At 72.6% G+C, this 12,491-nt stretch carries 14 protein-coding genes; 6 read left to right on the forward strand and 8 right to left on the reverse strand.

Annotated features, from left to right (window positions below):
• Positions 1-1,179, reverse strand: a 1,179-nt coding sequence (locus KME75_RS13605; RefSeq protein WP_219414995.1) for an aminotransferase-like domain-containing protein, incomplete at its 3' end; no start/stop codon positions are given.
• 79 nt (positions 1,180-1,258) lie between these two features.
• Here KME75_RS13605 and KME75_RS13610 point away from each other — a divergent pair.
• The 4 genes from KME75_RS13610 (at position 1,259) to KME75_RS13625 (ending at position 3,752) form a co-directional block, all read left to right on the forward strand.
• Positions 1,259-2,059: an alpha/beta fold hydrolase gene (locus KME75_RS13610; RefSeq protein WP_219414996.1), complete on the forward strand. Its 801-nt coding sequence runs from the start codon at positions 1,259-1,261 to the stop codon at positions 2,057-2,059.
• Between the two features lie 88 nt (positions 2,060-2,147).
• Positions 2,148-2,939, forward strand: coding sequence for an SCO4651 family lipoprotein (locus KME75_RS13615; protein ID WP_219414997.1), 792 nt, complete (start codon positions 2,148-2,150; stop codon positions 2,937-2,939).
• 250 nt (positions 2,940-3,189) lie between these two features.
• On the forward strand, positions 3,190-3,549 hold the full coding sequence (locus KME75_RS13620) for a hypothetical protein (RefSeq protein WP_219414998.1): 360 nt from the start codon (positions 3,190-3,192) through the stop codon (positions 3,547-3,549).
• A complete protein-coding gene (locus KME75_RS13625) occupies positions 3,513-3,752 on the forward strand; it encodes a TIGR03943 family putative permease subunit (RefSeq protein WP_219414999.1) in 240 nt (79 codons plus the stop codon). The genes KME75_RS13620 and KME75_RS13625 overlap by 37 nt, the downstream gene beginning before the upstream one ends.
• 5 nt (positions 3,753-3,757) lie before the next feature.
• Here KME75_RS13625 and KME75_RS13630 read toward each other — a convergent pair whose 3' ends face one another.
• The 5 genes from KME75_RS13630 to KME75_RS13650 form a co-directional block, all read right to left on the reverse strand.
• Complete coding sequence (locus KME75_RS13630; protein ID WP_219415000.1) at positions 3,758-4,456, reverse strand: hypothetical protein; 699 nt, start codon at positions 4,454-4,456, stop codon at positions 3,758-3,760.
• On the reverse strand, positions 4,453-5,358 hold the full coding sequence (locus KME75_RS13635; RefSeq protein ID WP_219415001.1) for an ABC transporter ATP-binding protein: 906 nt from the start codon (positions 5,356-5,358) through the stop codon (positions 4,453-4,455). Before KME75_RS13635 ends, KME75_RS13630 begins: the two co-directional genes overlap by 4 nt.
• Positions 5,355-5,717, reverse strand: a complete 363-nt coding sequence (locus KME75_RS13640) for a GntR family transcriptional regulator (RefSeq protein WP_308282750.1) — start codon at positions 5,715-5,717, stop codon at positions 5,355-5,357. Before KME75_RS13640 ends, KME75_RS13635 begins: the two co-directional genes overlap by 4 nt.
• A 170-nt stretch (positions 5,718-5,887) precedes the next feature.
• Entirely contained in the window at positions 5,888-6,736 is an 849-nt protein-coding gene (locus KME75_RS13645; protein ID WP_246632039.1) for an ANTAR domain-containing protein, read from the reverse strand.
• A gap of 44 nt (positions 6,737-6,780) precedes the next feature.
• Positions 6,781-7,674 carry a DedA family protein gene (locus tag KME75_RS13650; RefSeq protein ID WP_308282751.1) on the reverse strand — a complete coding sequence of 298 codons (894 nt, stop codon included), beginning with the start codon at positions 7,672-7,674 and terminating at the stop codon, positions 6,781-6,783.
• A gap of 76 nt (positions 7,675-7,750) precedes the next feature.
• Here KME75_RS13650 and KME75_RS13655 point away from each other — a divergent pair, with 76 nt between their 5' ends.
• The gene (locus tag KME75_RS13655; RefSeq protein WP_219415004.1) at positions 7,751-8,110 is read left to right on the forward strand and encodes a DUF1330 domain-containing protein; all 360 of its coding nucleotides are present in this window, start codon (positions 7,751-7,753) and stop codon (positions 8,108-8,110) included.
• A gap of 94 nt (positions 8,111-8,204) precedes the next feature.
• On the opposite strand, the gene KME75_RS13660 is transcribed toward KME75_RS13655, so the two are convergent.
• Positions 8,205-10,328 carry a 3-hydroxyacyl-CoA dehydrogenase NAD-binding domain-containing protein gene (locus KME75_RS13660; RefSeq protein ID WP_308282758.1) on the reverse strand — a complete coding sequence of 708 codons (2,124 nt, stop codon included), beginning with the start codon at positions 10,326-10,328 and terminating at the stop codon, positions 8,205-8,207.
• Positions 10,329-10,435: 107 nt separating this feature from the next.
• On the reverse strand, positions 10,436-11,659 hold the full coding sequence (locus KME75_RS13665) for an acetyl-CoA C-acetyltransferase (protein ID WP_219415006.1): 1,224 nt from the start codon (positions 11,657-11,659) through the stop codon (positions 10,436-10,438).
• Between the two features lie 59 nt (positions 11,660-11,718).
• Here KME75_RS13665 and KME75_RS13670 point away from each other — a divergent pair, with 59 nt between their 5' ends.
• Positions 11,719-12,447, forward strand: a complete 729-nt coding sequence (locus KME75_RS13670; protein WP_219415007.1) for a MerR family transcriptional regulator — start codon at positions 11,719-11,721, stop codon at positions 12,445-12,447.
• Positions 12,448-12,491 lie beyond the last annotated feature (44 nt).

Here is a 12,491-nt window from a genome sequence, read left to right on the forward strand (position 1 = left end):
CACGGCGATGCCGCGGCGGGCCGCCGCCGCCACGAACATGTCGGCCCGCCACGGTGGCGGCAGCTCCCACCAGCAGTGGTAGGCGGCCGGGTCGGAGTGCACGGCGAAGCCGGCGAGCCGCTCCCGGACCAGCTGCTGGCGTACCGCGGCGTCGGCCCGCTTCATCCGTTCGATTCCGGTGACCACCCCGTCGGCCATCCAGCGCGTCGCCACCTCCAGCGTGAAGGACTGCGCGGTCCACCCGCCGGACCGCAGCGCGGCGGCGATGCGGTCGTGCAGCGCGGGTGGTGGCACCACGAACCCGAGCGTGAGCCCCGGCGCGACCCGCTTGGACAGGCTGTCCACGACGACCGTCCGGTCCGGGGCGATCGCCGCCAGCGGCGGCGGCCCGTCGCGGAGGAACGCGTAGATGGTGTCCTCGACGGCGGTGAGGTCCCGCTCGGCCAGCACGTCGGCGATCGCCGCCCGGCGGGAGCGCGGCATCGTCGTGCCGACCGGGTTGTGCAGCGTCGGCTGCAGGTAGACCGCGTCCAGCCGGCCCGCGGCTCGGAGCGCTTCGGGCAGCACGCCGTCGGCGTCCATCGCGAGCGGGACCATCTCCACGCCCAGGCGGGCGGCGATCGTACGCGCCACCGGGTAGGTCAGACCCTCCACGCCGAGCCGGCCGCCCACGGGCACGAGCGCGCTGATCGCGGCCGCGATCGCGGTGCGCCCGTTCCCGGCGAACAGCACGTGCTCGGCGGCGGGCGCCCAGCCCTCACGGGCGAGCACGACGGCGGCAGCGGTGCGCGCAGCCGCCGTACCCGTGGCCCGCGACTGCGCCAAGGTCGCCTCCAGCGCGTCGGGCCGGAGCAGGCCGGTGAGCGCGGGCGCGAGCAGCTCCGCCTGCCCGTTGAGCATCGGGAAGTTCAGCTCGAGGTTCACCGCCGCCGCGCGCCCGGGTTCGGCCAGTGCGGGGCCCGGGTCGGGCGGCGCGGCCCGGACGAACGTGCCCCGGCCCACCTCGCCGGTCACGAGGCCACGGCGGCCGAGCTCGCCGTAGACGCGGGACGCGGTGGACACCGCGACCCCCCGGTCCCGTGCGAACCGGCGCTGTGTGGGCAGCCGCTCCCCGGGGCGCAGTCGGCCCGCCGCGATGTCGGCGGCCACGCGGTCGGCGATCGCACGGAAATCATCCACGATTGCTCCGAGCACATTGTCAGTATTGAACTCGGATGATGCACCGCGCAGACTCGGATCGTCAACGAGAGGAGCTGCGATGCAGACCATCAGCCGCCACTACGGCACGCTCGCCTACGACGACCTCGGCCCGGACCGCGCGACGCCGCTGCTGCTCGTGCACGGCCACCCGTTCGACCGGTCGATGTGGCGCCCGCAGCTGCGGGCCTTCGGCGCCCAGCGGCGCGTGATGGTACCGGATCTGCGCGGCTACGGGGCGAGCGCGGGCGCGGTGCCGGAGTGGCGCGCCTTCGCCGACGACCTCGCGTTCCTGCTGGACGCACTCCGGGTGCCGCGGGCCGTCGTCGTGGGGCTGTCGATGGGCGGGCAGATCGCCCTCGAGTTCTGGGCCCGCCACCCGGGGCGCGTCGCCGGGCTCCTGCTCGCCGACACCACGGCGGCGGACGAGACGGCGGAGTCCCGCCGCGACCGGCTCGCGCAGGCCGACCGGCTCCTCGCCGAAGGCATGGACCCCTACGCCGTCGACGTCCTCTACCGGATGGTGACGCCCGACGCCCCCGCGGACGTCGCCGAGCACGTGCTCACGATGATGCGCGACACCGACCCCGCCGGAGCCGCTGCCGCACAGCGGGCGCGGGCCGACCGGCCCGACCACCGCACGACGCTCGGCACGATCACCGTGCCCACCACCGTTGTCGTCGGCGCCCGGGACGTGTTCACCCCGCCCGCCGAGGCGGAGTCGATCGCCGCGGCGGTGCCGGGCGCCCGGCTGGTGGTGGTCGACGGCGCGGCGCACCTGCCCAATCTGGAGAACCCGGGGCCCTTTGATGACGCACTCGCCGAGCTCCTCGCCCGCGCGGACGCCGCGACCACGGTGTGACGGCGGTGTGACGGCGTAGCGGAGGCCGACGCCGGGACCCGCCGCGTGGTCTGCCAGTGTGGCCGTCCACTACCTGCTTGGGGGGAACATGCGAAACGTCAGGTGGCTCCAGATCGGCGTAGGGCTCGCGGCCGCGGCGCTCGTCGCCGGCTGCGGGGGCGCCACACCGGAGGTCGGCACCCCGGTGACCGCCGATTCGAACCAGGCGGCCACCACACCCACGGGCGGAGACCCACTCCAGACCGTTGTGGCGGCATCGGAGGCCACGAAGGCCGCGGGCACGGCGCGCTTCGAGATGAGCCTCGAGGCGAGCCAGGACGGCCAGACCCTCACGACCACGGCCACCGGTAGCCAGGACTTCGCGCAGCAGCTCACCGAGATGGACTTCACCGTCTCGGTGCCCGGCACCCCGCCGCAGTCCATGCGCATGATCACCGCGGGCACCACGATGTACCAGCAGCTGCCGGGTGAGGAGCGGTGGTTCTCCATGGACCTGGCCGCGCTCGCCGCCGCAGGCGGCGGGAGCTTCGACCCGGCCCAGCAGCTCGCGATGTTCGAGAAGGCGGCGAAGGACGTGCGCGAGGTGGGCCCCGCCGAGGTCCGTGGCGTCCAGACCCGGCACTTCGAGCTGACGCTCGACGCGCAGGCCATGGTCGACGCGACGGGCGGCGCCGCCACGCAGTCGATCACCGAGCCGCTGCCCGCTGACGTCTACATCGACGGCGACGGCCGCCTCACCAGGTTCGAGATGGAGGCGAAGCAGGCGGGGCTGCCCTCGACGTCGATCAGCATGGACCTCTTCGACTTCGGGGCCCCGGTGTCGATCCAGGTGCCCGACTCCGCCCTGGTGGACTCCGCGCCTGCCGGCCCGCCGAACTGAGCGGAGCGGGGCCGGCCGGCGACCTTGTCCGTGCGGCCCCGCAGACCCGGCTCGGCCTGGCAGCATCCCGCCCGTGACCACGCTGCCCCGGACCCGGCGCGTCACCTCACTGCACGTCTTCTGCGCGGTGCTCGTGTCCGCGATCCTGGCCCGGCCGGGGGCCATCTGGGCGCGAAGACCGCGTTCCTGATCCGCGGGGCGCGGCCTGATCCGGTCGTGCTGGCTGCTCGTCGCCGCGGGAGCGGTGGTCGTGCTGCTCGCCGTCGTGGCCCTGGTCCGCGACCGGACGGCGGCGCCGGCGACCGGAGGGCACGAGCACGGCGGCGCCGAGCGGCACGCCCCCTGGCTGCTCCTAGCCCCGGTGCTGGTGATCGCCCTCGTCGCCCCGCCCGCGCTGGGCGCCGACGCCGTCGCCCGGTCCGGGCCGCACGCGGTGGTGCAGGCCTCCGACGTGTTCGCCCCGCTTCCGCCGGGCGACGCCCCCGAGGTGGCACTCGCGGAGTTCGTACAGCGTGCGGTGTGGACACATCCGGTTCGCTCGACGGTCGGCAGGTCACGCTCACCGGCTTCGCCGTGCGGCGCGGCGCCGCCACCGACCTCGCCCGCCTGATGATCGCCTGCTGCGCCGCCGACGCCCGCCCGCACCGGGTCCGGCTGGTCGGCGACATCGGCGACATCGCCACGGACACCTGGCTGCGGGTCCGGGGCACGGTGCAACCCGGCAGCGCCACGGCGGCCACCGGGCACGCTCCCGCGCTCACCGTGGCGGCCGTCGAGGTCGTGCCGGCGCCGCGGGACCCCTACGAGTACTGACCCGGTCAGGGCGTGGCCCGGCGCAGGGCCAGCCAACCCGCCCCGCCGAGCACCAGCGCGATCACCAGCGGGTAGCCCGCGTACAGGGCCAGCGACGACTGGCTCGCGAAGAACGAGCCGACCGCCGGCCACCACCGCTGCCAGGTGACGACGAGCACGAAGGCCGTCGCCAGCACGGCGGCGCCGAGGCCCACCACGTACACCCCGGGCTGGCCCCACCGCTTGAAGACCACGCCCATGAACACCCCGATCGCGGTGATCGCCAGCATCGGCACGGCGTAGACCAGCCACTGCGCGACGACGTTGCCCTGGCCGAGGAACGGCAGTCCGAAGAAGCGGATGCCCAGACCCCAACCTCCGGTCGCGGCCTCCAGCCGGACACCCGCCACGAGGATCAGCCCGTAGAACAGCGACTGCGCCACCACGACCAACGCGGTGGCCGCGTAGAAGGCCCGCCGCGTGACGCTGAGCCCGAGCGTGAACGGGAACACCTGCGTGATCGTCTGCAGGTGCGCGATGCCCATCGTGATGTAGACCGACATCAGGGCACCGCTGATCCGGCCCTCCTCGGGAGCCTCGTCACCGATCACGGCGAAGATCACCAGGTTGAGCGCGAACGCGAGGGCGAGGACCACCAGCGGCAGCCCGATCACCATGAACCAGTTGACGGTCAGGGTCCGCGCGACGTCCAGTACGCGCCTCATCGGAGCTCGCCTCCCCCGGCACCGGCCCCGACCGGCTGCCCGTTGGCCTTGTTGCTGTGCTGGGTGGTGCGGACGACGAGCTGCTGCAGCGTCACCGGTTCGACGTCCAGGCCGCGTCCGTCGGCGGAGCCACCCGGGCCGGCAACGGTCACGCGCAGGAAGGTGCCCAGCTGCTCGCGGTGCAGCTCGGTGCGACCCGCCACGAAGGACTCGACGGCGCCGACCGGCCCGGTGACGGTGACCGCGGCGCTGCGCAGGGTGCCGGCGTCCTCGTCGATCAGGATCCGTCCCCTGTCGATCAGCACGACGTGCTCGATCAGGTCGCTGACCTCGTCGATCAGGTGTGTGGAGAGAACGACCGTGCGCGGGTGCTCGGAATAGTCGGCGAGCAACCGGTCGTAGAACAGCTGGCGTGCGACGGCGTCGAGTCCGAGGTAGGGCTCGTCGAAGAACGTCAGCGGGGCGCGGGAGGCCAGCCCGATGACCACCCCGACCGCCGACAGCATGCCGCGTGACAACTTCTTGATCCGGCGGTTGGCCGGCAGCGCGAAGTCCGCCATGAGCTCGTCGGCGAAGGCCGGGTCCCAGTTGGGGTGGAGCAGCTCGGCGGCACGCAGGGCGTGCTTCACGCGGAACGCGTCGGGGTAGCGCTGGCTCTCCTTGATGAAGCACACCCGGTTCAGCACCCGGGCGTTCTCGTACGGGTGCTCCCCGAAGACCTCGACCGTGCCGGCCGTCTCGAAGGCCTGGCCCGTGAGCACCTGCATGAGCGTGGTCTTGCCCGCGCCGTTGCGGCCGAGCAGGCCGTGGATCCGGTTCTCGGCGAGCTCGACGCTCACCCCGTCGAGGGCGGTGACGTCGCCGTAGCGCTTCGTCACCCCGCTCATCCTGACCGCGGTCATTCCTGGTCCCCCCAGACATCGATCAGCTTCTTGATCTGCTCGGTGTCCATCCCGAGCTTGCGCGCCTCCGCCAGCAGCGGGGCCACGTACTGCCGCGCGAAGTCCTCGCGCCTGCGCTCCAGCAGGAGGGTCCGCGCGCCGGATGCGACGAACATCCCGATCCCCCGTCTCTTGTAGAGGACCCCGTCGGGCACGAGCTGGTTCACGCCCTTCGCCGCGGTGGCCGGGTTGATGCGGTGGAAGGCCGCGAGCTCGTTGGTCGATGGCGCCTGCGCCTCCTCGGCGAGCGACCCGTCGACGATTGCGTTCTCGATCTGCTCCGCGATCTGCAGGAAGAGCGGCCGTCCGTCGTCCTTCACCCCGACCACCGAGTGCCTCGGCCCGTCGGTTCATTACTCATGTACCTAACCATGCAGCCCGAGCGGTAGCAGTGTCAAGGCGACAGGTGGCAGGGACGCCGGACCCGGGGGACGGACCGGGTGGCGACGGAGGAGGAGGGCGGCGGCGCCCCGGATCGGACGGTCGGGCCTCAGAGCTCGGTGCGGCGCTCCACGAGGGTCTGCGCCACCTGGGTGAGCTTGATGTTGAGGGCCTGCGAGGCGGCCCGCAGCGCCTCGAACGCCTCGTCGGCGGAGATCTTCCGGCGCTCCATGAGGATGCCCTTGGCCTGCCCGATGACGTCGCGGGTGCTGAGCGCCTGCCGCAGCTGCGCCGCCTCCAGCTCCGCGGTCGCGCAGACCGTGGTGGCCGCGAGTGCGGTCGCGGCGTGCGCGGCGAGCACGAGCGCGATGTCGCGGTCCACCTCGTCGAGCCCGCCGACCTCATGGGAGTAGAAGTTGAGCGCGCCCATCCGCGGCGCGTCGCCCCCGTGCGGGAACAGTCCCACCGCGAGCACGCTGCGGACACCCAGGCGCGCGGCAGCCGGCCCGAAGCGTGGATACTCCTCGCCCGCGCCGAGATCCGCGCAGAACGACAGCCCCAGCCCGGCGGTGCGGGTGGCCTCCACGCACGGGCCCTCGTCGAACCGGTACTGCACCTCGTCGAGCCGGCTCGCCAGCTCGTCGGTCTGCACCGGCGTGTGGAACCCGCCGGGCGCCCGCATCGTCACACTGACGAGATCGGCGCCCGGGACAACGTTCCGGCCGGCGTGCACGACCCGCTCCAGCACACCGTGCACGGTGGTGGCGTCGGCGAGCACCGTGGCGAGGCGCACGAACTCACCGGCCAGCGGACCGACCGCCGCGGTGCCGTCCGGAGGCCCGTCCGACCCGGGATCCAGGTCACGGTCACCGAGCGCGAAACGCAGCCGGTCCTCGACCCACTCCTGCTCCGTTGCCACGTCCACCTCGTTCTGCGCCCCGCCCGGTTGCGGGTTCAACCGGCGGAGCATGGCGCAGCGGGACGGCGCCGGGCAAGCCCGTGTCACCGAGACCTTCGTCCCGGCCCCTGCGCCGGGCCCGGCGGCCTTCCCCCCGGGGCAGGCTGGCCCGGGGCGGGCGGGCGGCCCGGGAACGGCGGCGGACCGGATACCGGTGGCCGCGCGCTCGGCGGAACCCGGCCGTCGCCGGGCCGAGCGGGCCCGTGCTGCCCGTGAGGCGCGGGCGCAACCGGGGGACGCGAGCCGGCGTGCTCCGGCCCCGGCACCCGCGGAATCGGGCGAGTCGCATCCGCATCGGCCGGACCGCCCGCCTCCCGGGCCGCCTTCTCCTCCTCGCGCGCGGCGCGATGGCGCATCCTGCGCACGACCAGGATCACCACCCCGACCACCAGCAGCCCGACCACGACGTAGGTGATCGGGCCAAGCCAACCCTCCACCTGCCCCCAGTTCTCGCCGAGAATCCACCCCAGCCAGAGGAACGTCGCGTTCCAGACGCCGCTGCCGATCGCCGTGAGCAGCACGAACCGCGTCAGCGGCATCCCCGCGATCCCGGCCGGGACCGACACGACGCTGCGGATCAGCGGCACGCAGCGCGCCAGCAGCACGACCTTGCCGCCGTGCCTGTCGAACAGCGCGTCACCGCGCTCGATGTCTTTCTGGCTGGCCAGCACGAACCAGCGGTGGCCCGCCAGCTGGTGGAGCCGCTCGTAGCCGAGCCACGCGCCCAGGCCGTAGAGCACCAGCGCACCCAGGACCGACCCGGCCGTGGCCGCAGGCCAGACCGCCAGGATGTTCAGCGAGCCGGTGCGAGCGCGGAACCCGGCGAGCGGGAGGATCACCTCGGAAGGGATCGGTGGGATCACGTTCTCGAGGAAGATGAGCAGGCCGACGCCCACGGCACCCAGCCGGTCCACGATCGAGAACACCCAGTCCACCACGCGTCCAGGATGCCCGAGTCGTCCGATCGGGGACGGGCGGGGCGCCGGGAGCGTCACAGCGCGCGAGGATGGCGCCATGGCAGTGAACCCGACCGGGGCCGACATGAAGGCGTTCCTCGCCGCCGACCCCGACCAGCCGATCGTCATGCTCAACCTGCTCCGGTTCGCCGAGGGCGGCGCGGAGCGCTACGACGAGTACCTCGCCCACTTCACGCCGTACGCCGAGCAGGTGGGCGCGACCGTGCTCTACTTCGGCCACGGTGCCGACCCGATCGTGGCCGAGCAGGGCCAGGCGTGGGACGCCGTGCTCCTGGTCTCCTACCCGAGCCGCCGGGCGTTCTCGGACATGGTGCGCGATCCGGGATACCAGTCCGGCACGCACCTGCGCACCGAGGCCGTCGTGGAGGCGGTCCTCCAGCCGACCGTGCCCCGCTGAGCACACCCGAGCCCCGGAGGGGCGCGGTGGCGCGTTGCAGCAAAGCCACTTTCACGCAACGTGGTTGCATGAAAGTGGCTTTGCTGCAATCCCCTCAGGCCGCCGTGGTCGCTGCCTGCCCGGCGCGGGTGCGCAGGCTCGCCGGCACCTCGAAGCGGGCGCCGTGCTTGGCCGCGAGCTCGTCGGCGCGGGCCACGAACCCGGCGGGCCCGCCCGGGTAGCCCTCGATGTACTGCATGACCCCACCGGTCCAGGCCGGGAAGCCGATGCCGAAGATCGAGCCGATGTTGGCGTCGGGCACCGAGGTGAGCACGCCCTCGTCGAAGCACTTGACGGTCTCGAGCGCCTCGATGATCAACATCCGCTCGGACAGCTCGCGCAGGTCGACGTCGTGGTTCGTGGCCCCGAAGTGCTCGCGCAGCCCCGGCCACAGCCGCACCCGCTTGCCGTCGGCGTACTCGTAGAAGCCTGCACCGGAGCTCTTGCCCTTGCGGTCGAACTCCTCCACCAGCCGGTCGATCACGGCCTCGGACGGGTGCGCCTGCCAGGTACCGCCCGCGGCCTCGACCGCGGCCCGGGTCTCCTTGCGGATCTTCTGCGGCAGCGTGAGCGTCAGCTCGTCCATCAGCTGCAGCACCGGGGCGGGGTAGCCGGCCTGCGCGGATGCCTGCTCGATCGTCTGCGGGTCGATGCCCTCGGCGATCATCGCGACGCCCTCGTTGAGGAACGTGCCGATCACCCTGCTGGTGAAGAAGCCGCGGCTGTCGTTGACGACGATCGGGGTCTTCTTCATCCCCAGCGTCACGTCGAACGCCTTGGCGAGCGCGGCGTCCGACGTCCGCTCGCCGCGGATGATCTCCACCAGCGGCATCTTGTCGACCGGGGAGAAGAAGTGGAGGCCGATGAAGTCGGCCGGCCGGTCGACGCCCTTCGCCAGCTCGGTGATGGGCAGCGTCGAGGTGTTGGAGCACAGCAGGGCGTCGGGGGCGAGGTGCTTCGCCGCCTCCTGGAACACCTGGTGCTTGAGCTCGACGGACTCGAACACGGCCTCGATGACGATGTCGCAACCGGCGAGGTCCGCGTAGTCGGCGGTGGGGGTGATCCGGGCGAGCAGCGCGTCGCCCTTCTCCTGCGTGGTCTTCCCGCGCTTGACGCCCTTCGCGACCAGGGCCTCGGAGTAGGCCTTGCCCTTCTGCGCCGCCTCGAGCGAGACGTCCTTGAGCACGACCTCCCAGCCCGACAATGCGCAGGTGTAGGCGATGCCGGCGCCCATCATCCCGGCGCCGAGCACCGCGACCTTGGTGGGCTGCCAGCGCTCGTAGCCGTCGGGCCGCGACTTCCCGCCGTTGATCGCCTGCAGGTCGTAGAAGAACGCCTTGGTCATGTTCTTCGCGACCTGGCCGGTGACCAGCTCGGTGAAGTAGCGCGCCTCGATCCGGAAGGCGGTCTCGATGTCGACCTGCGTGCTCTCGACGGCGGCGGCGAGGATGTTGCGCGGCGCCGGCATCGGGGCGCCCTTGAGCTGCTTGCGGAGGTTGGCCGGGAACGCCGGGAGCATCGCGGCCAGCTTCGGGGTCGACGGGGTGCCGCCGGGGACCTTGTAACCGGGCTTGTCCCACGGCTGCGCGGCCTCCGGGTTGGCGGCGATCCAGGCGCGCGCCTTCGTCAGCATCTCCTCGTGGCTCGTCGCCAGCTCGTCGATGATCCCGATCTCGAGCGCCTTCGCCGGCTTGTGCCGCTGCCCCTGCACCAGCACGTTCATCACCGCGTTCGCGATGCCGAGCATCCGCACGGTGCGCACCACGCCGCCACCGCCGGGCAGCAGGCCGAGCGTCACCTCGGGCAGCCCGTAGACCACGCCCTTGGCGTCGAGCCCGATGCGGTGGTGGCAGGCCAGCCCGATCTCCAGGCCGCCGCCGAGGGCGGTGCCGTTCATGGCCGCGACCACCGGCCTGCCCAGCTTCTCCAGCTTGCGCAGCTGCCCCTTCACCCGCATCGAGTTCTCCATGACGGCGGGCGCGTCGGCGGGCGTCGCCTTGCTCATGGAGTCGAGGTCACCGCCGGCGAAGAAGGTCTTCTTCGCTGACGTCACGATCACGCCGGTGATGTCGTCCTTGGCGGCCGCCAACGCGTCCACGCACTCGCCCATTGCGGCGACGTAGCGGTCGTTCATGGTGTTGGCGCTGCGGCCCGGGTCGTCGAGGGTGACGACGACGATCCCGTCCTCGCCCTTCTCCCAGCGGACCGGGGGATGGAAGTCGGCGGAGCCTGCGGAGCCGGCGGGGCGGGTAGATGGAGCCTTCTGCTCAGTCACTACGTATCCCTTCAGGAGAGGCGCTCGACGACCGTGGCGATGCCCATGCCGCCGCCGACGCAGAGCGTGGCGACGCCGAAGCGCTGGTCGCGGCGCTCCAGCTCGTCGATCAGGGTGCCGAGGATCATGGCGCCGGTGGCGCCCAGCGGGTGGCCCATCGCGATGGCGCCGCCGTTGACGTTGACCTTCTCGTGCGGCACGCCCATGTCCTTCATGAACCGGAGCACGACGGCGGCGAACGCCTCGTTCATCTCGAACAGGTCGATCTGGTCGGCAGTCATCCCGGCGCGGGCGAGCGCCTTGCGGGTGGCGGGCGCGGGGCCGGTCAGCATGATCGTGGGGTCGGCGCCGGAGAGGGCGGTGGACAGGATCCGGGCGCGCGGGGTGAGCCCGGCCGCCTTCCCCGCTTCCTCGGTGCCCAGCAGCACGAGCGCGGCGCCGTCGACGATGCCCGACGAGTTGCCCGCCGTGTGCACGTGGTCGATCTGCTCGACCCAGTGGTAGCGCTGCAGCGCCACCGCGTCGAACCCGCCCTGGTCGCCGATCATCGCGAACGACGGCTGCAGCGAGCCGAGCGCGTCCAGCGTGGTGCCGGCGCGCACGTGCTCGTCGCGGTCGAGCACCGTGACCCCGTTGCGGTCCTTGACGGGGACGACCGAGCGGGCGAAGTAGCCGTTGGCCCATGCCTTCGCCGCGCGGGTCTGCGACTCGAGCGCGTACGCGTCGACGTCGTCGCGGTTCCAGCCCTCGAGGGTGGCGATCAGGTCGGCGCCGATGCCCTGCGGCACGAAGCCGGTCTCGTAGGAGGTCTCCGGGTCCATCGCCCAGGCGCCACCGTCGGAGCCCATCGGCACCCGGGACATCGCCTCCACGCCGCCCGCGAGCACGAAGTCGGCCATCCCGGCGCGCACCTGGTGGGCGGCGTTGTTGACCGCGTCGAGCCCGGAGGCGCAGAAGCGGTTGAGCTGCATGCCCGCCGTGGTCTCCGGGAGACCGGCGAGGATGGCGGCGGTCTTGGCGATGTCGCCGCCCTGGTCCCCGATCGGCGAGACGACGCCGAGCACGACGTCGTCGATCGTCGCGGGGTCGAGCTCCGGGTAGCGCGCCCGCAGCTCCTGGATCAGCCCGACGACCAGCGAGACGGGCTTGACCTCGTACAGCGAGCCCGAGGCCTTGCCCCGGCCGCGCGGCGTGCGGATGGCGTCGTAGACGAATGCCTCGGGGATCTCACTCATGTCAGGATTGTTACAGCAGCGCTGTCACATAGGTCAAGCTTCGCGCTACCCTCCAGCCCATGGCGGCACCGGAGCAGGAGCAGGCGCTCCTCACGATCGACGAGCTGGCCGCGCGCACCGGGATCACGGTGCGCAACATCCGCTTCTACGCCGGGCGGGGGCTGCTGCCGCCGCCGCAGCTGCGCGGGCGCACCGGCCTCTACGGGCCGGACCACGTGGCGCGGCTGGAGCTGGTGAGCGAACTTTCGGCGCTCGGGTTCACGCTGTCGGCCATCGAGGGCCACTTGGAGCGGCTGCCGCAGACGGCAGGCGCCGCGGAGCTCGCACTGCAGCGGGCACTCCTCACACCGTGGGTGCCCGAGCAGCTCGAAGAGGTCGACCGGGCCGAGCTCGACCGGCGCGCGGGCCGCCCGCTCACCGCGGCCGACGTCGAGGCACTGGTCGGCCTCGGCGCGATCACCCTGCTCGACGACGGCCGGGTGCGGCTGCACGGCACCGGCACGTTGAGCGGTGGCCTCGCCGTCCTCGACTCGGGGCTGCCCACCGAGCTCTGGCGGCGGGCGCACGACCTCATCGAGCAGCACACCACGGCGCTCGCCGAGGACTTGATGAAGATGTTCCAGGACGAGGTGCTGCAGCCCTACCGCGACCGCGGCCGCCCGGCCGACGAGCGCCGCCGGTTGGCGGAGGCCCTCTCGCAGCTCAAGCCCGTGACCGTGCGGGGCGTCGTCACGGCGTTCGGGCGCGCGGTCAACCGGACGATCCGAGAACGCGCTTCGCACCCGTGAGTGGAAAACGTCGCGCGGACGACGTCTTCCACTCACGAGCGCGA

The sequence above is a fragment of the Pseudonocardia nigra genome, from assembly GCF_019396355.1.
Lineage (GTDB): Bacteria > Actinomycetota > Actinomycetes > Mycobacteriales > Pseudonocardiaceae > Pseudonocardia > Pseudonocardia nigra.